Below are 20031 nucleotides of genomic sequence, written 5' to 3' on the forward strand. Positions count from 1 at the left end.
ATTCATGCGGTCTTTGCTGTTTATAGTCTATAACTTAATAAACAGTGAACACACAGGATACGCATGAACAAACTAACCAATCTTTATGATGCAATATTGGGTAAACTATCATTTTTAGATGGTTTACCTGCATTGCTATTTCGCTTGATTTTAGCCCCTGTTATGGTCATTGCAGGTTATAACAAACTTGCTATAAGCGGTGAGACAGAAGGTTTCTTTGATAACTTTTTAGCATCTCCAGATGTAGTTCAATGGTTTGGTAATAATGAATGGGGTTTAGGATTACCGTTTCCTGACTTACTAGCTTTTTTAGCTGGCTGGAGTGAATTTTTAGGAGGTTGGTTTTTATTACTTGGCCTTTTAACTCGCTTGGTCAGTATCCCACTTATGTTTACAATGGTTGTCGCTGCAACCTCAGTACATTGGCATAATGGTTGGTTTGCAATAGCACCAACTAATCCAGAAACAAGTGCTGCGCAAGTGCTCGATTGGTTATCAATTCCGGGCGCTAAAGAAAGCCTTGAAAACTCACTAGAAGTACAAGACCGAATAGGTAAAATTCGTGACTTAGTTGAAGAACACGGTTTTCCTGATTATCTATACGAAAAGGGCAAGCCGTCTATTTTAAACAACGGTATAGAATTTTCGGCAATTTATTTTGCTATGCTTCTTAGCTTGTTTTTTATGGGCGGTGGGCGTTTTGTTAGTATAGATTACTGGTTAAGGCGAAATATTGTAAAAGAATAACGTATTTAATCTACTTTACTAACGGCCGCATAGCTTAACCCTTTGCGGCCGTTTTGCATTTTAATTTCTCGGTATTTATTTTTTAAGGGTTTAAATGTTACTCTAGCGTTTTGAATTTTGAGGAATCGTTATGAACGCTATCGAGCTTTTACTTACCCGCCAATCAGACTCTAAACTAACAGAGCCGGGCCCTACGCCTGAGCAGCTCGACATAATTAAGCAAGCAGCATTACGTGTTCCTGATCATGGCTGTATAGCACCGTGGCAGTTCATTGTTGCTCAAGGTGATGCACGCAATAAACTGGGTGAAATTTACCATCAAAGTGCAGTGGCAGAGCAACAAGAAGAAAAAGTAATTAACCGTGCTAAAGAGCTTCCCCTTCGTGCGCCTATGATTGTAATAGCAATTGCTAAATATCAAGAACACCCAAAAGTTCCTCGAATAGAACAAGTACAAAGCGCAGGCTGTAGTGTATTAGCGATGCAACAAGCTGCATTTGCCCAAGGGTTAGGCGGTGTTTGGCGCACAGGCTACTTTGCACAAAGTAGCGCGGTTAAAAAAGCGCTTAACTTACATGAGCAAGATGAAATAGTAGGGTATTTATATATAGGTACACCCGAAGTCGATTGTAAAAAGTCGCCTCGCCATAAGCCAGAAAACTATTTTAGTAATTTGTGAAATAGTATGAACTTTGCGCAACTTACATAGTCATAATTCATTAAGGTTACAAAGAGTATTATTTAAAAGTTAATGACTTGGCTGTAAGAAGCGCTTGGAAGCACTAAATTTACTAAATCTTCTTCAGTTTGTTTTTTAATCGGTTGTTTTTTGATACATTATGGAAAGTCTTAATAAAAATAACGATAAAGAAGACGAAAACTATGGGAAATTTATTTTTACGTGAAAAAGAGAATTGGCTAGCATGGTCAATTTGGGGAATCATTGGTGCTTTTGTAACACTGTATGTTGCAATGAGCACAAATGCATCACACTTTATAGCCGGTTCAGCAATGGGTATGCTTGTGTTGTTAACATGGTGGATGCACCAGTCCAAACGTTTCGATTTTGGGCGTGCATTTAAAGTATGTTGCTACGTTTTATCGCTTAGTGTGCTACCAGCTTTTATGTTTGTTGTAGTACCAAGTGATGATTTAAATCGATTCGATTTAATTTTTCAAGGCGTTACCTTTACCGCACTGAGTATATTGGCTTGTTTAATTTGCTCTTGGATTGCACGTAGACCTAAACAATATTATTAATGTGTTTAACTTTAGTCTATTAACTACACTTTTATTAAAGTGAAGAGCTTAACAAAAGAACAAAGTGGGTCTATTTTATCCAATATGTTAATATTTTATATTAATTTCTATTTAGCTCTTTACAAGTTATGTATTTAGCCATATTATTCGCGCCGTGCGGAGAGATGGCAGAGTGGTCGAATGCACCGGTCTTGAAAACCGGCATGGGTTTATAGCCCATCTAGGGTTCAAATCCCTATCTCTCCACCATTATTTAAAAAAGCCGCCTTATGGGCGGTTTTTTGCTTTGTGGAGTTTCTAAATGACTAAAGCAACAAACCTACCAACCTCGCAGAAATTAATAAAACATCTTTTATTATGGACGGTATTTGGTTACTGCTATCAAAGTGCTATTAGCTTATTAGTAAAAATGGCTATAGATGCTCAACCAGAGTATCCATTAATTACCGCTTTAATTTATGGTGTTGGTTTTAATGTTTTAGCTGCCCATCTTATTACCAAATACGATAAGCATTGGCCAGTTATTGGCTCTGTTTTTATTGGTTGTATAGGGCTGCTTGTAGTGCCATTTTTACTGTTTGGCGAATCAGGATTACTAACAATGCCTCTACTTGTTGGAATTTTATTCAGTTTGCCGCTTTGTAGTTATATTGTTGGCCTAATTAAGCTAAAACTCAGCAAAAACTAGCCCCAAACGCGGTTTATTTTGTGATAGCATAGTCGCGTCTTTTAACTAACAAAACGTGAAAAACACATTATGTCAGATAATTTTACTACAGATGCTGAAAAAGCAAGTTACGGTATTGGCTTACAAATGGGTGAGCAACTTAAGTCTAATCCTTTTGAAGGCTTAAACCTAAATTCAGTATTTGAAGGCATGAAAGATGCGTACGCTGGTAGCGCATTTCAAGTTGAGATCCCAGAGATCCAAGCTGCATTTGAAAAAATAAACGAAGAGATTCAAGCTCGTCGTGAAGAAGAGTCTAAAGTACTTTCTGCAGAAGGTATTTCATTCTTAGAAGAAAACGCAAAACGTCCTGAAATCACAGTAACTGAGTCTGGTCTTCAATACGAAGTACTAGCAACTGGCGAAGGCGAAAAGCCAACAGCTGAGTCTACAGTACGTGTTGATTACCACGGTACACTTATTAACGGTACTGTGTTTGATAGCTCATACGAGCGCGGTCAACCAGCTGAATTTCCAGTTGGTGGCGTGATCAAAGGCTGGACTGAAGCATTACAAATGATGCCTGTAGGTACTAAATGGCGTATCTACGTTCCTCATGAGCTTGCTTATGGTGAACGTGGCGCAGGTGCTGCAATCGCACCTTTCTCAACGCTTGTATTTGATGTTGAGCTACACGAAATCATTTCTTAAATTAAATAAATTTTAATTTAAGAATTTAAAAAGCCGTATTCAATTTGAATACGGCTTTTTTGTGTTTGTAATTTAAGAGTTTTATACCAATTAGCTTAATTAAGTGATCTATTTTTCGCTAAGAAAGTTGTGTCGGTAACAAGGCAAAAATTTCGTTGTTTAGTTGTTACCACTAATTGCTCTTGCATTGCTCTACCTCCTGCATCCATGCAGTCGTATATCAGAAATTCTTAACGCAGTTAGCATCAGGTTTAATCCTTCAAATCGATTAAGTATAACTGCGTGTTGATATTATATATTCTAAAAATAAAAAACCGCATTAATAAAATGCGGTTTGTAAATATATAAACTAAAAACTATTTTTAATTATTAAAAATAACCACGAACACCAAAGCGGAAGTTTCTGCCAGGTAGTGGGGCTTTATCTTTAATAAATGAGCTATGCACAAAGCCTAACTCATCAGTAATGTTATCCACGTTTATATAAAGCTGTGCATCTACACTGCCTAAACCTAATTGGTAATTAGCTTGTGCATCAAATAACGTATAGCCGTCCGTTTTTGTTTCAAATGCAGTTACATCGTTTTGATCAAAGTAATGAGTACCCGTCAGTGTTAGTTGTAAGTCACCTAAATCGTACTGTAACTCAGAGCCTAATTTATTGGCAGGGATGCGCGGTAAATTGCCTTCGTCGTCTTTTAGTTTTGCACGAGTTGAGTCACCAAATACTTTAACCATAGCGCTTGGGGTTACTTGGTAATGTGCGTCAAACTCAATTCCATAAAGCTCTGCGTCTTTACTTGTAAACTGATAAACCGCAACAGCATCGTCATGTGCACCAATAGCTGATTCTAAACCATCTTCTTCATCGTAAACTAAACCCGTATTTTCTTGGAAATAAAAGTTTTTAATATCGTTATAGAAAAAGTTAACGGTGTAACCAAAATCACCGCTAAAACGTCTAAAGCTTAAATCTAGGTTTGTTGAGGTTTCTTGCTTGATATTCTCTGGCTCAAAATGCGCTTCATTATCTTCAATGTTGTAACCAAGACCTAGCTCATAAGTGCCGGTTGCAATGTGTAAACCGTTTGATAAAAGCTCTGCCGAAAGTGGTGCTCGCTCTGAGTGAGAAATACTTGTCGCAATACTATGACCCGGCTTGTATTGCCAAATGGCACCGGCAGAGGCGCTTAAATTGGTAAAGCTTTTATTGTATCCAATAGTTTCTTCGTCGCTATGATCTATTTCTACTTCATCGTGGCTATGTTCGTGTGCCGTGATTTTGCTTTCAATTTTGTAATCTTCTACACGTGCACCAAGCTCTATTGTCACGTCGCCAAATTCACGCTCTTCTAGTAAATATAATGCGTTAGTTGTAGTTACACTCGCGGGTGTAAATGCTTCTTCACCAATTGCATCGTAGTCAGAATCGCTGTAGTGATAGCCCATCATTCCGTGCCAATCAGCAAACTTATGCTCTACATTTAGACGTGCTTCAGTCGTTTTATTTTTAAAAGTAGTACCAATTTCGCCATCTTCAATTTCGCTGTGTGAATAATCTGTATAGCCAACACGTAGGTTGATGGTTTCAATCCAGTTATTATGAAGAGCGTAACTTACAAGCCCTTGCCAGCGGTCTTGCTCTAAATGTGCGTAAACAGGCTCTTCAGCAGCTTCATCTTCATGTTCTGCATGCTCTTCTTCAGTTTCACCTTCGTGATCGTGATGATGCTCATGCCCAGGAATACCGTAATCAGTATCAATACTACCGTAAGAAAAACCAATCGTTAAATGATCGCCAACATAGCTGGTACCAAAGTTGAGTGTTTCGCTATCAATAAAAGTATTTTCTACCGAGCTTTCGGTTTCAACATCGCCATCATCGTCGGCAATAGTAAAGGTCGGTGTTTGGTAATCATCGCCGCTGCGCTTAGTACCATCAAAATGAAAGTTAAAGCCTTCATTACCTGTTTCAAGTTTTGCAGCTACGGTGTTTGAATTTGACACCGTATCGTGGCTGTATTCAGCAGCGCCTGTAAGCTCGTCGATATTGCTAGTAGGAATACGGTTATCAACCACGTTTACAACGCCACCAATTGCACCAGAGCCATAAAGTAGGGTACTTGGACCGCGCAACACTTCAATTTGCTCTGCCGCTAGGCTGTCGCTTGATGTCGCGTGGTCTGGGCCAATTCGCGACGCATCGCTGGCATCTAATCCATTTTGTGTGATTTTAACGCGAGGGCCATCTAAACCACGAATAATTGGGCTTGATGATACAGGGCCAAAGTAACTTGCATTTACGCCTGGTAAACCTTTAAGAGTTTCGCCAAGTGTTGGTTTAGATTTATTTCTTAATTCATCACCTGAGAGCACGCTTACTGGCGATATCATTTCTAGGCTGTTCTTATGAAGTGCAGAGGCATAAACAACCACTGTTTCAACCGATGTTGGTTTAAGTGACACAGACAGATTATTTGAAGATTCGGTAACAGTAATACGAGAGTCTATGTAGTTGTCTTTACTAATATGTAATTGGCTGTTTGCATCTATATCGATAGCAAACTCGCCTAAATCATTACTTTTAACGCTTTGTTTTTTGCCATGGACATGGATAGAGGCATTTTTAATTGGTTGATTTTTATCATCCATTACTTTACCAGTAACGGTTGCAGCCAAAGCTGATTGAGAACATAAAACAGAAAAAATAGCAGAGGAGATTAATGTTAACTTTGTCATGGATATATTGGTTCGTGGTTATTATGTTGTGATATAATATAACACCGCAAAATTAACGAATCAACAATGTTATAGTATAACTTTGTGTTTTGCGATGAATAATCAAAAAATGACGATTAAGCCAATATTATAAAAATTCAAATAATAGGTTTGTGAATAGGAAACTTATCTATTTGACCGAAGAACTCATAGCGCTAGCCGGTAAATCTATGTATTTAATAGCGGCTATCTATCATTATCGCATCTAGTTTATGCTGCGCTCTTGTCTGATTTGTTATATCTACAGATTCAATCATTTCGCATTCGTCGCGGATCATCTCTGAAATAAGACTAGGGTAGTGGCGGCAGTCTTCTGGGCGGTCGAGGTAAATACTGCAGGTATACATGTTTTTAGCGAGAGGATCTTTTTTAGGCGCAATTTCTAAAAATGGGCACACTTGAAGTCTTAAGCCTGTTTTTGGGTCAAACCAAATTTCGTTGTTTTTAACGTATTCATAAATTTCGGGGTTAAAAAGCTCCCATAAATCTATTTCTTCTTTTGTTGCGCTTAAATCGCCGCCGCCATATTTAATACAGCATTTACCACACTGGTTGCATTCTTTCATAATTGGCTAATTTAGTTGGCTGTTAACGAATTTAAGTTAGTTATTAGTGTAGCACCAAATTTATTATTAACGCTCTACTGAATTTACCCATCCTTTAATTTTTGGGTGTGTAAACAATAGTTAGATACAATAACTATTGTTAAAACCCCTTGTTACATTTTATATAGTACAGGCTTTATTTAATGGTTTACTCTAAAGGTAGCGAAAAATGTTACAAACCCCGCTTGAGCAACTGTGTGATTGTTAAATGTTGCTGAGCGCGGATACCTAAGCAGGGCGTTATTATGAAAGAGGCTGTCACTAAGTTAAAAACAGAATTTAATGCAAAGTTATTGTATTGGAACAATCTTAAAAGTAGCAAAGCTAAAGCGGCAATCATCCTATTATTTTTAGTTGTCATTGCACTTAAAGTGTTTACGACCATCTTTACGTTGGATTGGGTTGCAAGTTTATTCAGCGTGTAAGTTTACCAAGAGTAATTGCGATAAAGTTTAATCACAGGGTGTTTAACGCCTACGCGATGTTCATTATTAATGTATTATTACGCTATACACCAAATTAAATAAATCAGTTGTTTAAATACGTTTTATAATGACTGTAATGATACATTTTAGCTAAATTGAGTGAGTAAATGAGTTTAGCTGCATTAAAGGATAACCAGTGATGATGAATACAAAAATATACAAAGCGGTACATGATCTAGCAGAAGATTTAATGGCGGCGGCTAACAAAAATAACCGTGAAAAGTTTGAGTCGTTATTTGCAGAGTTAAAAGCTATTTGTATTGAAAACGAAAACACCTCAAAAGATCACCCTGTACAATGGGAAACCTTAGCTGATTTTACCGAAGAGTTAGAAGAGGCAATTACTACTTACGAAAAAGCATTAGAAAAGTCGATTGCGATTAATAACAAAGATCACATGTCGTCGGTTTCTTTTTCAATGGCTACATTACAGCTTGAGCTTGGACAAAAAGATGAAGCTATTAAAAACCTTCAAAATGCTAAAGTCAGCGCCAATAAAATTGAAGACAAAGAGCTTAAAGCTGAAATACACGACCTACTAGAGTCGCTTATTGAAGAAGAAGGTTAAATACATAAAAGCATAACTTATCCATATTAAATATGATTTTTGTGGATTTAGCTTGAGCTTAATAAAGCGCTGATGGTTTATACCCTCAGCGCTTTTTTATGTTTGCTATAAATACTAAACCAAAAGAAAAGGCTTACTATTGAGCTAGCTTATTCATAAAATCGACAATGTACTTTGCAATTTCTACTGGTTTTTCTTCAACGCTAAAGTGCCCTGAATCGAGTAAATACAGTTCAGCGTTCGGTACATCTTTTAAGTATGCTTTAGCGCCTTCGGCTATAAACGCAGGGTCGTTTTTACCCCATACAATTAACGTTGGTGGTTGGTACTTGCGTAAATAAGCTTGCCACTTTGGATAGTCGAGAAGGTTGTTGTAGTAATCTTGTAGCAATTGCACTTGAATTACTCTATCGGCTTTGGTTTGTAAAAAGTGAAGATCATGCGTCCAGCTATCTGGGCTCATCACTTCTGGGTTACTTTGTACGTCTCGTAAATACTGCTTATTAATAATGGCTTGTTCAGACGTGAACGAATAAATTTTATCTTGCTGAGCTTTCGAACTATCTTCATTCGCGGCTTTAAAAAATGCTTGCCTCGGTAGGGTTAGCCCCTCTAAGTACGCATTACCATTTTGTACAATAAGTGCATCAAGTTTATTAGGATTATTTAACAACATTCTAAAGCCTACAGGTGCTCCAAAGTCTTGTATATATAGGCTGTAGCGCTTTACTTTAAGCGTTGTTAGTAACCCTTCAACGTATTGAGCTAGTAATTCAAAAGTATATTTTTGAGTTTCTGGGTTTGGGCGTTCGCTGTATCCTGAGCCTAAATAATCGGGTGCAATTACATGATAACGACCTGATAAAAGCGGGATCAATTCTCGGTAGCTGTGTGAAGACGACGGATAGCCATGTAAAAGCACAATGGTTTGCTTATGCTGGATGCCAGCTTCTCGGTAAAATATCTTTTTACCGTTTACATTTGCATATTTGTAAGCGGTTTTTGAAGGCCATACAGCATCAGCGGCATATACCTGAGCGGTAAGCGTAGACATTGAAACTAGTAAAAACACAATAAAAGAGACGATGTGAGCAGGTTTTACTTTAAGATTTTTTTGTATATCTGGGTGCATAAGTAAACTCGTTATTTTTGGTAATGACGCTTTATTAATTTACCAGACCCGTTATTTACACAATTGTATTCAGATAATAACGTTGTAGTTTCACAGCAAAGAAGTGTACAGCAGGAGTAAGTGCAGCTTTGGACCTTACAAGATACTTATGAGCCAACAGTGGGCTAGGGCGTTAGCTCTTTATTGGCCGCTTTTTTGTATTTGAAATAGCTTATTAAATAAACGGCTATTGGAATCGTTGGGCTTAAAAATATGTGAGGATGAAAATAGATACCACGTTCGTCATATAGAAACACATATAACACGACCGCAAACGTTGAAGGTAAGGGGAAGATGATTGCGCCGTGCCCAACAGCAGCAAATAGTGTCCACGAGAAAACACTAGGCCGAAGCACTGCTCTGATGTAAGCACCTTTATTAGTCGCTTTAGCCTTTTTAGCGTAATTACGTGAAACAAAATAAGATATTACCGTTGGAAACAAAGTTAAAATGATACTTAGCAGTATAAGCATAGTGATTCAATTCCTTTTGATATTATTTGCATAACCCAGTTTTTCACAATGTGTTAATTGGTTTGAGTTAATACCGTTTTTAAAGCAACAATTTGCTTAATTTCATCAGCTGTTAATGCTTTATATAACCTAGGATAGGGCCAACTATAGCCCCATCTGAAAGTCGATGGTATATAAGGGCTGCCACCAAATCGAACTCCAGCAAGCATAAGGTTCGCTATACTCGTTTCGCCGGCTTCAATAACACACTGTTGCAAGGCTTTATCTGCTTCTAAACGTTGCCAATAAGTGCCACCTTGCCAGTAGGCGTAGTCATGCGCTTTACAAAATGCAAGCCACAACTTTTTATCTTTTGTCGTGCCGTCCGGAAAAGCACTACAGCCATCTGATGTGAACGGTTTTATATTTTCAGCATTTGCTGTATTACTTAATATGACAAGTAAGACAATGGGACTGAAACGCATTATTTTCATGCGAAAGAGTGTATTAGTAAAATTATATATGATTTTAAGTGTTACTGTTTTAGTTACAAATAATAACACTTTAAAAAGTATAAAAAAGGTTTTTACTGTTTATAGACTGGTTATGCTTATATGATAATTTTGATTTAGAGCTTTTTGTTTAGATACTCTATGCGTTCTATTTTCTTCGCTAGTTGCGAGGTGTTAATACTAAAAGTGCTGGTTAAAAAACTTACTACAATATTAGATTAAGGTTTACACATGGTGTGTTGCATTTGTACTTTAGGAGAGGAGCTGTGCTAGAACAAATAGAAAATTGGATTGACGCTACAAATTTAAAATACAGTAGTCAAAAAGTGAGTTGTGATAAATTCAGTAATGAATTTTATGGGTTTTATCCTACCGAGCTTTTAAAAAACGCGTATTACGTTGTTGTAGACCAAATACCAAAGCCAGACTTTGCGGGTCTGCGAGAAATGGGCCTAGGTGATTTTGTCGATATGGACGCGGCGGGTATAACGTATAAATATACTTATTATATACTTCCCCACGTCGCTACTAATTTAAGGGTCCATTTTCATGAACTTGTTCATGTTGCGCAGTGGCTTGAGCTTGGCGCTAACGCATTTATGCTTCGTTACATTAGTGAAATTCAACGAGAGGGATATCACCATGCTCCGCTCGAAAAGATGGCATACCCGCTTGATGATCAATTTGCTAGTCGTGGTAAAAAATAGATGTGCCAAAATATGTAACTCATACTCTGTAATTAGCGCAGAATTTTAAAGGAATTTATATGAACAAAACGTTAGGATGCTTTTTTACTTTAATGTGTATTGATGCACAAGCTGTGACGTTTGAAGAAGGTATAGTATCAGCCTTACTCGAGCGAACAAAACACAATATTACCTACGATGGGGCTTATCACTCAATTGCTTACCCAGGTGGTGATGTGCCTAAAAATATTGGGGTATGTACCGACGTTATAATCAGAAGTTACAGAAAGTTAGGCATCGATTTACAGAAACTCGTGCATGAAGACATGCAAAATAACTTTACACTGTATCCATCTAAACGTATTTGGGGTTTAGCTAAGCCTGATAAAAATATAGACCACCGACGTGTTCCAAATTTACAAGCTTACTTTGAGCGCCATGCAAACGTATTAAGTAAATCCAACAAAGTGAGTGATTATAAAACCGGCGATATAGTAACGTGGATGTTACCAGGTAATTTACCTCATATAGGCATGGTGATTAATGAATCATCTCAAGATACAGGTAATCCGCTTATTGTGCATAATATTGGGCGTGGGCCGCAAAAAAGTGACATGCTTTTTGATTACAAAATTACAGGGCATTACCGGTTTGTTCCACAGTATTGATGCGCTTAATAAACGGTATATGTAAGTATTAATTTTATTTCAGATTAATACTTACATTGCCATTGGGTTTACAGCAGCACAACAATATTTCGCCTTCGCGCACAAACGCAAGTGGCTCTTCGTTGTACTCAACGTTACCTGATACTAACGTTGCCCTACAAGCGCCGCAGTAGCCTTCGCGGCATTGGAATGCAACGTCTATTTTCATGGATTCTAAGCAGTGTAAAAGAGAAGGGCAGCCAGCGGTAAATTCTATACACTGGCTGTTTTCTGCAAGCGTTATGCTTGCAGTAGACTTGTCACTCATTATAAATCAAAATCACCAAATTCTGATGCATCAACTTGAGAGTCTATTTGACCAACAAGGTATGAGCTAATTTCTGCTTCTTGAGGCGCTACTTGCACGTTATCAGACACTAACCACGAGTTTATCCATGGGATAGGGTTACTGTTGTTTTCAAACTGTGCTGGCAAGCCAATGGCAGTCATACGTGCATTAGTAATGTATTCAACGTACTGACATAAAATATGCTTATTTAAGCCAATCATTGAACCATCTTTAAATAAATACTCAGCCCACTCTTTTTCTTGCTCTGCAGCATCAACAAACATTTTAATCGCTTCGTCGCGGCACTGAGCTGCAACAATCGCCATTTCGGGGTCATCTTTACCGTCTTGCATAATGTTTAAAATATGCTGAGTACCCGAAAGGTGAAGTGCTTCATCGCGTGCAATAAGTTTAATTATTTTAGCGTTACCTTCCATTAGTTCACGCTCAGCAAACGCAAACGAACATGCAAAGCTTACGTAAAAGCGAATCGCTTCAAGAATATTTACCGACATCATAGCCAGGTAAAGTTTCTTTTTAAGCTCAAACAAATTCACGATAACAGTTTTACCGTTAATCTCGTGTTTGCCTTCACCATATAAATTGTAAAGCGATACAGAGTTGATTAAGTCGTCGTAGTATTTAGTTACGGCATCGGCACGTTCGCTAATTTTATCGTTGCTAACAATATCATCAAAAATAAGTTCAGGTGCTTGTGTTACGTTACGGATAATATGTGTGTATGAACGGCTGTGAATTGTTTCACTGAACGCCCACGTTTCTATCCATGTTTCAAGCTCTGGTAGCGATACAATAGGGAGTAGGGCAACGTTTGGCGAACGGCCTTGTACGCTATCAAGCAAAGTTTGGTATTTTAAGTTACTTAAAAATATATGCTTTTCGTGATCGGGTAACGCTTGAAAGTCTAAACGGTCTTTACTTACATCTACTTCCTCAGGACGCCAAAAGAAAGACAGTTGCTTCTCGATTAATTTTTCAAAAATTGGGTATTTTTGTTGGTCGTAACGAGATACGTTTACAGTTTGGCCAAAAAACATTGGCTCTTGCATTTGGTTATTATGGTTTCGGCTAAAAGTAGTATAAGACATGTTTATCACTCAAAAAACTATCAGAAAAAGCGGGCTAAATGCCCGCTTAAAATAAAAATCAGCAGTTATATTTTACACGCGCCGCCTTCACAATCATCATCTTCCACTTCTGGAGTATCTTCTTGCATATCTGAGGCACCATCACGAGTATTGTGGTAGTACAAGGTTTTAACACCTAGTTTGTACGCGCTTAGTAAGTCTTTTAATAAGACTTGCATAGGTACTTTACCGCCTTCGAACTTGTTTGGATCATAATTTGTATTTGCAGAAATTGTTTGGTCTACAAATTTTTGCATTATACCAACAAGCTGCAAGTAACCATCGTTTGATGGAATGTCCCACAGTAGCTCGTATTGATCTTTTAAACGCTCATACTCAGGAACAACTTGCTTTAAAATACCGTCTTTACTTGCTTTAACGCTAATATGTCCACGTGGTGGTTCAATACCATTTGTTGCATTAGAGATTTGCGACGATGTTTCTGATGGCATTAACGCACTTAGTGTTGAGTTACGCATACCGTGCTCTTTAATATTTGCACGTAGTGTATCCCAATCAAGATGAAGTGGCTCATCACAAATTTTATCTAAATCACGTTTGTACGTATCTGTTGGCATAATGCCTTGTGAATACGTTGTTTCGTTAAACTTAGGACAGGCGCCACGCTCTTTAGCAAGCTCGTTTGATGCTTTCATCAAGTAGTATTGAATCGCTTCAAATGTTTTATGAGTCAGTGCATTTGCGCTGCCATCTGAATAACGCTTACCGTTTTTAGCTAGGTAGTATGCGTAGTTAATCACGCCTATACCTAACGTTCGACGACCCATAGTTGCATTTTTAGCAGCCGGTACTGGGTAGTCTTGGAAATCAAGTAAGTTATCAAGGGCGCGTACTGCAAGTTCAGCTAGCTCTTCAAGCTCGTCTAGTGATTCTATTGCACCTAAGTTAAACGCAGACAGTGTACAAAGGGCAATTTCGCCTTCTTCGTCATTTACGTTATTAAGTGGCTTAGTTGGCAATGCAATTTCTAAACATAAGTTAGATTGGCGAATAGGCGCAACTTTAGCAATGAACGGGCTGTGTGTATTACAGTGGTCCACATTTTGTAAATAAATACGACCTGTACTTGCACGCTCTTGCGCAAACATAGAGAAAAGCTCAATCGCTTTAATGCGTTTTTTACGAATCGATTCGTCTTGTTCGTATTTTACGTAAAGCGCGTCAAACTCAGCTTGGTCTTCAAAAAATGCATCGTAAAGACCAGGCACATCTGATGGGCTAAATAACGTAATGTAGTCGTCTTTAATTAAACGAGAGTACATTAGTTTATTAAATTGTACGCCGTAATCTAGGTGACGAACGCGGTTGTCGTCCACACCACGGTTATTTTTAAGTACAAGTAGGTTCTCTACTTCTAAATGCCAAAGCGGGTAGAACAATGTTGCAGCGCCGCCACGTACACCACCTTGCGAACAACTTTTAACAGCTGTTTGAAAGTGCTTATAAAAAGGAATACAACCTGTGTGGTACGCTTCGCCGTTACGAATATGGCTACCTAGCGCACGAATTCGACCAGCATTAATACCAATACCTGCGCGTTGTGAAACGTATTTAACAATAGCTGACGACGTTGCATTGATTGAATCAAGGCTATCGCCACATTCAATTAATACACACGAGCTAAACTGGCGAGTAGGTGTACGTACACCCGACATAATTGGCGTTGGTAGAGATATTTTAAATAACGATACTGCGTCGTAAAAGCGCTTAATGTAAGAAACGCGTGTTTCACGTGGGTAGTCAGAGAATAAGCTCGCTGCTACTAAAATATATAAAAACTGTGCACTTTCGTAGATTTCACCCGATACACGGTTTTGAACGAGATACTTACCTTCAAGCTGTTTTACAGCCGCGTAGCTAAAGTTAAGATCGCGAGAATGATCAAGATATGCATCAAGCTCGTCTAATTCTTGCTCTGTGTAATCTACTAATAAGTGAGCATCGTAGCGTTTATCGCCAACCATTTTTGTTACGTGGTCAAATAAACGTGGTGGCTCAAATTGACCGTACGCTTTTTTACGTAAATGGAATACAGCTAAACGTGCCGCTAAGTATTGATAATCAGGCGATTCTTTTGAAATCTGATCCGCTGCTGCTTTAATGATGGTTTCGTGAATGTCTTTAGTACGAATACCGTCGTAAAACTGAATGTGCGATTTTAATTCAACTTGCGAAACCGAAACGTTGCTTAAACCTTCGGCGGCCCATTCAATGACGCGATGGATCTTATCCAGATCAAGAGGCTCTTTGCGCCCGTCACGTTTGCTTACAGATAACTGTTGGTTCATTTGCCTGTATTCCTTGGGAATTATGTATTTTGACCAATGCTTTATGCCTCGCCGAAGCAAGGTACATACTCATTTATTATAGGTTTCACCGTATTGGCGAATTTAATTGAATAACATTTGGCCACAATATCTGGTGTTGTTCAATTTAGAGATCACAAGATAGTGTGGTCTGAGTTGTTTTGCAAGGGACATAATTGCCCCTGTTTGTGGATAACTTTGGGATAACGCATTTGTGTTAGTAGACACTCACCTTCGAACAATCATTTAAGTTGAAATATGCAAAAATCAACTAATGATCTGCTAAATTTACTCATTTTAAAAATAAATTTTGACTGCTTTTTTTATCAGCAAGCTTTGTGTGAAAACTAACACAATCACAATATATAGTGTTTAATAATTAACATAGCACTATATATGGTTAAAACCATCAATTGGGCTTTGCCAGTTAAAATCAGCATTCCAGCTGTTGGCTTCATCAATACTTGGGATGTAACCCCAAAGTGCCGTTGCGGTATGCATACCTGCCGCTTTGCCTGCTTGTATGTCACGCTGTGCATCACCAATGTATAAACAACGGCTTGGTTCTACCTGCATAAGCTTTGCACAATGTAGCAGTGGTAAAGGTGATGGCTTAGCTTCAGCTAATGTGTCGCCACTTATTACTACACTGGCATTTTTTAATGCGGGAATAGCTGCCACTAAAGGATCGGTTAAAAACCCTGGTTTATTAGTCATGATCCCCCATTTGATCTTTTTCTGATCAAGGGCGATAAGTAACGATTCAACTCCGCTGAAGCAATGTGTGTGATTTGCTATGTTTGTGGCGTACTCGTCAACTAATTGCTTTATAAGCTCGCTTTGGGGTTGTTTAGCCCATAATTCTTTAAAACCAGCCTCTAATAATGCGCCTGCGCCGTTAGATGCGGCAGGACGGTATATATCACTACTAACAGGTTCTATTTTATTGCTAATAAGGACTGTGTTTAAAGCGGCACCTAAATCATCAGCGGTGTCGAGTAGGGTGCCGTCTAAATCAAATAAAAATGCATCGTACTCAATAAGGGGTAGGGGGGCTTGAGAGTTAGCCATTAAGCTAACTTCTCAAAATAAAGTATGTAATTTACGCTAACGTCACTATTGAGCGTATATTGCTTTGATAGTGGGTTATAAGAAAGCCCTGTACTTGCACGAACTTTTAAACCGGCTTGCTCTGCCCATGCAATAAGCTGTGCAGGCTTTATAAACTTTTTATGGTCGTGTGTACCTTCAGGCACCATTTTTAAGAGTTTTTCAGCGCCAACAATAGCGTATAAGTATGCTTTAGGTGTTTTGTTCAGGGTTGAAAAAAACACGTCTGCGCCTGGTTTGGCAAGTGCGGCTACGGCATGAATGATAGATGCTGGGTCGGGAACGTGTTCAAGCATTTCCATACACGTTATTACATCAAAGCGCTCAGGGTACTGTGTTGCAAACTCTTCTGCAGGCACTTTTATATAATCTACATTTACGCCAGTTTCTAAACTGTGCAACTTAGCAACAGTTAAAGGTTCTTGGCCCATATCGATGCCAGTTACTTTTGCACCCATACGCGCCATGCTTTGGCTTAAAATACCGCCGCCACAGCCAACGTCGAGTGTTTCTTTATCGAATAAGCCTTGCGTTTTGTTTGCTATAAAGTCTAAACGTAACGGGTTAATTTCGTGAAGAGGTTTGAATTCTCCGTCTAGGTCCCACCAACGCTCAGCGATGGCTTCAAATTTTGCTATTTCTGCGTGATCTACATTTTGATGTTCGGTCATAAAATACTTCCTCGTCAATCTGAGGCCATTATATAGGGCTAAATTGATAAATCGCAAAGTTTTGCGCCTGTAAATTAAAATTAATTGTGATAGCATGGCTGTTAGAAATAATAACAATACTCTTAATACCCAATACCGGGTTGTTGAGAGCTGATACTGAAGGAATGTGATATCAAATGACTGATCTCGCCAATGAAATTCTGCCAGTCAATATTGAAGACGAGTTAAAAAACTCCTACTTAGATTACGCAATGAGCGTAATAGTAGGACGTGCATTACCAGACGTACGTGACGGCTTAAAACCTGTTCATCGCCGCGTTTTGTTTGCAATGAACGAGCTTAGTAATGACTGGAACAAGCCTTACAAAAAATCGGCCCGTGTGGTCGGTGACGTAATCGGTAAATACCATCCACACGGCGACAGTGCAGTTTATGACACGATAGTTCGTATGGCTCAGCCATTCTCACTACGTTATATGCTTGTAGATGGCCAAGGTAACTTCGGTTCGGTTGATGGTGATTCAGCAGCGGCAATGCGTTATACAGAAGTACGTATGGCAAAAATGTCGCATGAGTTATTAGCCGATCTTGAAAAAGAAACGGTTGATTTCGTTCCTAACTACGACGGCACTGAGTTCATCCCTGACGTGTTACCTACGAAAGTCCCTAATTTATTAGTGAATGGTTCGTCGGGTATTGCAGTAGGTATGGCTACAAATATACCACCACATAACTTAACTGAAGTTGTGAACGGTTGTTTGGCACTTATTCAAAATCCTGATTTAACTATTTTAGAGTTAATGGATTATATTCCTGGTCCTGATTTCCCAACGGCTGCAATTATCAACGGTAAAAAAGGCATTGAACAAGCCTATTTAACTGGCCGTGGTAAAGTGTACATGCGTGCACGCGCCGACGTCGAAACCGATGAAAAAACAGGCCGTGAAACAATCATCGTTCACGAAATTCCTTATCAAGTTAATAAAGCCCGTTTAATTGAAAAAATTGCAGAGCTTGTTAAAGATAAGAAAATTGAAGGTATTAGTGCACTACGTGATGAATCAGATAAAGACGGTATGCGTATCGTTATTGAAATTAAACGTGGTGACGTAGGCGAAGTTATTTTAAATAACTTGTATTCACAAACTCAGTTACAAACTGTGTTTGGTATGAATATGGTTGCATTAATTAACAACCAACCTAAGTGTTTTAATCTAAAAGAAATGCTTGAAGAGTTTATTATTCACCGCCGTGAAGTAGTAACTCGTCGTACCGTGTTTGATTTACGCAAAGCGCGTGACCGTGCTCATACGCTTGAAGGTTTAGCAATTGCGCTTGCAAACATTGACCCAATTATCGAGCTTATTCGTAAATCACCTACACCTGCTGAAGCTAAAGTTGCTTTAACTGCACGTCCGTGGGAATTAGGTCATGTACAAGGTATGCTTGAAAAAGCAGGCGAAGATAATGTAGCCCGTCCAGATTGGCTTGCTGATGATTTAGGTATTCGCGACGGTCAATACTATATTTCTGAGCAACAAGCTCAAGCAATTCTAGATTTGCGTTTACACAAGCTTACTGGTCTTGAACACGAAAAAATCTTAACTGAATATCAAGCGTTATTAGAGTTAATTGCTGAGCTACTTTATATTTTGGCAACACCTGAGCGTTTAATGGAAGTTATTCGTGACGAACTAGTTGAAATTAAAGCGCAGTATGGCGACGAACGTCGTACTGAGATTAATGCAGCGGCTCACGATATCAGCCTTGAAGACTTAATTACTGAAGAAAACGTTGTTGTAACGCTTTCTCACGAAGGGTATGTGAAGTATCAGGCATTGTCTGATTACGAAGCACAACGTCGTGGTGGTAAAGGTAAGTCAGCAACGAAGATGAAAGATGAAGATTTCATTGAACGTCTGTTAGTTGCAAATACACACGATACTATTTTATGTTTCTCTACGGCCGGTCGTTTATATTGGCTTAAAGTGTATCAGTTACCACTAGCAAGTCGTGCAGCGCGCGGTAAGCCAATTGTTAACTTGTTACCACTTGAAGCTGATGAACGTATTACTGCTATATTGCCAGTACGCGAGTACGCAGAAGATAAATATATCTTTATGGCAACTGCATTCGGTACAGTTAAGAAAACACCATTAACGGCTTACAGTCGTCAACGTGCAAGCGGTATCATTGCTGTTAACTTAAATGATGGCGATAGCTTGATTGGTGTTGATATTACCGATGGTAGCAACGAAATTATGTTGTTCACTGATGCAGGTAAAGTTGTACGCTTCAAAGAAGCTGAAGAAACAACAGTTGTTGATGAAAACGGCAACCCAGTATTAGACGAAGAAGGTAACCCTGAGATTCGCTTCAAAGGTGTTCGCCCAATGGGTCGTACTGCTACAGGTGTTCGTGGTATTAAAATGCGAGACGAGCAACGCGTAGTATCGTTAATTGTACCAAAAACTGACGGTGCCATTCTAACGGTAACTGAAAATGGTTACGGTAAGCGTACACAACTTGAAGATTACCCATCTAAGAGCCGCGCAACACAAGGTGTTGTATCAATTAAGGTGAGTGAACGTAACGGTGCTGTTGTTGGTGCTGTGCAAGTTGATGACAACGATGAAATAATGATTATTTCGAATCGTGGTACCTTAGTACGAACTCGCGTTAATGAAGTTTCAACGGTTGGACGTAACACACAAGGTGTTATTTTGATCAGAACTATTGACGGAGAGCAAGTAGTTGGTTTACAACGTATAGAAGAGATTGAAGTTACAGAAAGTGACTTAATTGATATTGAAGACGTTGAAACAGTAGATACGGTTATTGATGAAGTAGCGGATGATAATCCTCCTTCAGAATAATTGATATTGAAAAAGCGGCCTTGGCCGCTTTTTTTAATGTTGTTGAAAAAAATTAATAGGGTGTGAAATTATACTCATACCAATTCGCTTAATTAAGAGATCTATTTTGAGGGTGGAAAAACGTGTTGATAGCTAGGCAAAAAATTCGCTATTTAGTTGTTCTAAATGAGAATTTTTTAACGCAAGTAGCGACACGTTTAGCCCCGCAAAATGATTAAGTATTATTGCGGATTGGTATTATTCATTAAATTTTAAAGGTTT

The 20031-nt window shown here is 38.7% G+C and carries 19 protein-coding genes, 1 tRNA gene and 1 pseudogene; 11 read left to right on the forward strand and 10 right to left on the reverse strand.

Annotated elements, in window-relative coordinates; genetic code table 11:
* Window positions 1-63: 63 nt before the first annotated feature.
* From CXF64_RS14100 to CXF64_RS14125, 6 genes are all read left to right on the forward strand, one after another.
* Window positions 64-747 (forward strand): HvfX family Cu-binding RiPP maturation protein, encoded by a 684-nt coding sequence (locus CXF64_RS14100; protein WP_101217314.1) that lies wholly within the window; start codon window positions 64-66, stop codon window positions 745-747.
* A gap of 130 nt (window positions 748-877) precedes the next feature.
* A complete protein-coding gene (locus tag CXF64_RS14105; protein ID WP_007582703.1) occupies window positions 878-1426 on the forward strand; it encodes an NAD(P)H nitroreductase in 549 nt (182 codons plus the stop codon).
* A gap of 203 nt (window positions 1427-1629) precedes the next feature.
* The gene (locus CXF64_RS14110; RefSeq protein WP_007582705.1) at window positions 1630-2007 is read left to right on the forward strand and encodes a hypothetical protein; all 378 of its coding nucleotides are present in this window, start codon (window positions 1630-1632) and stop codon (window positions 2005-2007) included.
* 158 nt (window positions 2008-2165) lie between these two features.
* Window positions 2166-2256 (forward strand) — tRNA-Ser (locus CXF64_RS14115).
* Window positions 2257-2308: 52 nt separating this feature from the next.
* The gene (locus tag CXF64_RS14120; RefSeq protein ID WP_010554477.1) at window positions 2309-2695 is read left to right on the forward strand and encodes a hypothetical protein; all 387 of its coding nucleotides are present in this window, start codon (window positions 2309-2311) and stop codon (window positions 2693-2695) included.
* A gap of 69 nt (window positions 2696-2764) precedes the next feature.
* Window positions 2765-3385 (forward strand): FKBP-type peptidyl-prolyl cis-trans isomerase, encoded by a 621-nt coding sequence (locus CXF64_RS14125; RefSeq protein ID WP_007586200.1) that lies wholly within the window; start codon window positions 2765-2767, stop codon window positions 3383-3385.
* A 369-nt stretch (window positions 3386-3754) separates the two neighbouring features.
* On the opposite strand, the gene CXF64_RS14130 is transcribed toward CXF64_RS14125, so the two are convergent.
* A complete protein-coding gene (locus CXF64_RS14130; protein ID WP_101217315.1) occupies window positions 3755-6124 on the reverse strand; it encodes a TonB-dependent receptor in 2370 nt (789 codons plus the stop codon).
* Between the two features lie 215 nt (window positions 6125-6339).
* Window positions 6340-6729 carry a YkgJ family cysteine cluster protein gene (locus CXF64_RS14135; RefSeq protein ID WP_024590141.1) on the reverse strand — a complete coding sequence of 130 codons (390 nt, stop codon included), beginning with the start codon at window positions 6727-6729 and terminating at the stop codon, window positions 6340-6342.
* A gap of 284 nt (window positions 6730-7013) precedes the next feature.
* On the opposite strand from CXF64_RS14135, the gene CXF64_RS14140 reads away from it, so the two are divergent.
* Window positions 7014-7193: a hypothetical protein gene (locus CXF64_RS14140; RefSeq protein WP_024592379.1), complete on the forward strand. Its 180-nt coding sequence runs from the start codon at window positions 7014-7016 to the stop codon at window positions 7191-7193.
* Between the two features lie 199 nt (window positions 7194-7392).
* Complete coding sequence (locus CXF64_RS14145; protein ID WP_101217316.1) at window positions 7393-7821, forward strand: Replicative DNA helicase; 429 nt, start codon at window positions 7393-7395, stop codon at window positions 7819-7821.
* Between the two features lie 136 nt (window positions 7822-7957).
* On the opposite strand, the gene CXF64_RS14150 is transcribed toward CXF64_RS14145, so the two are convergent.
* The 3 genes from CXF64_RS14150 to CXF64_RS14160 form a co-directional block, all read right to left on the reverse strand.
* The gene (locus CXF64_RS14150) at window positions 7958-8953 is read right to left on the reverse strand and encodes an alpha/beta fold hydrolase (RefSeq protein ID WP_101217317.1); all 996 of its coding nucleotides are present in this window, start codon (window positions 8951-8953) and stop codon (window positions 7958-7960) included.
* Between the two features lie 164 nt (window positions 8954-9117).
* Complete coding sequence (locus tag CXF64_RS14155; RefSeq protein WP_101217318.1) at window positions 9118-9465, reverse strand: hypothetical protein; 348 nt, start codon at window positions 9463-9465, stop codon at window positions 9118-9120.
* A gap of 53 nt (window positions 9466-9518) precedes the next feature.
* Window positions 9519-9929, reverse strand: a complete 411-nt coding sequence (locus tag CXF64_RS14160; protein ID WP_101217367.1) for a hypothetical protein — start codon at window positions 9927-9929, stop codon at window positions 9519-9521.
* A gap of 293 nt (window positions 9930-10222) precedes the next feature.
* Between CXF64_RS14160 and CXF64_RS14165 the strand changes: the two are divergent.
* Both CXF64_RS14165 and CXF64_RS14170 read left to right on the forward strand, forming a co-directional pair.
* A pseudogene (locus CXF64_RS14165) lies at window positions 10223-10695 on the forward strand (hypothetical protein).
* 60 nt (window positions 10696-10755) lie between these two features.
* Window positions 10756-11310: a DUF1287 domain-containing protein gene (locus tag CXF64_RS14170; RefSeq protein WP_423810669.1), complete on the forward strand. Its 555-nt coding sequence runs from the start codon at window positions 10756-10758 to the stop codon at window positions 11308-11310.
* Window positions 11311-11344: 34 nt separating this feature from the next.
* On the opposite strand, the gene yfaE is transcribed toward CXF64_RS14170, so the two are convergent.
* The 5 genes from yfaE to ubiG form a co-directional block, all read right to left on the reverse strand.
* Entirely contained in the window at window positions 11345-11617 is a 273-nt protein-coding gene (yfaE, locus tag CXF64_RS14175) for a class I ribonucleotide reductase maintenance protein YfaE (protein WP_101217320.1), read from the reverse strand.
* The gene (nrdB, locus tag CXF64_RS14180; RefSeq protein WP_007583038.1) at window positions 11617-12747 is read right to left on the reverse strand and encodes a class Ia ribonucleoside-diphosphate reductase subunit beta; all 1131 of its coding nucleotides are present in this window, start codon (window positions 12745-12747) and stop codon (window positions 11617-11619) included. Before nrdB ends, yfaE begins: the two co-directional genes overlap by 1 nt.
* A 65-nt stretch (window positions 12748-12812) precedes the next feature.
* Entirely contained in the window at window positions 12813-15095 is a 2283-nt protein-coding gene (nrdA, locus tag CXF64_RS14185; RefSeq protein WP_010552863.1) for a class 1a ribonucleoside-diphosphate reductase subunit alpha, read from the reverse strand.
* A 408-nt stretch (window positions 15096-15503) separates the two neighbouring features.
* Window positions 15504-16184, reverse strand: coding sequence for an HAD family hydrolase (locus CXF64_RS14190; RefSeq protein WP_101217321.1), 681 nt, complete (start codon window positions 16182-16184; stop codon window positions 15504-15506).
* The gene (gene ubiG / locus CXF64_RS14195) at window positions 16184-16894 is read right to left on the reverse strand and encodes a bifunctional 2-polyprenyl-6-hydroxyphenol methylase/3-demethylubiquinol 3-O-methyltransferase UbiG (RefSeq protein ID WP_008171708.1); all 711 of its coding nucleotides are present in this window, start codon (window positions 16892-16894) and stop codon (window positions 16184-16186) included. Before ubiG ends, CXF64_RS14190 begins: the two co-directional genes overlap by 1 nt.
* 176 nt (window positions 16895-17070) lie before the next feature.
* Between ubiG and gyrA the strand changes: the two genes are divergently transcribed.
* A complete protein-coding gene (gene gyrA, locus CXF64_RS14200; protein WP_101217322.1) occupies window positions 17071-19770 on the forward strand; it encodes a DNA topoisomerase (ATP-hydrolyzing) subunit A in 2700 nt (899 codons plus the stop codon).
* Window positions 19771-20031: the final 261 nt, after the last annotated feature.

This window comes from Pseudoalteromonas sp. GutCa3 (genome assembly GCF_002836155.1).
Classification (GTDB): Bacteria; Pseudomonadota; Gammaproteobacteria; order Enterobacterales; family Alteromonadaceae; genus Pseudoalteromonas; species Pseudoalteromonas arctica.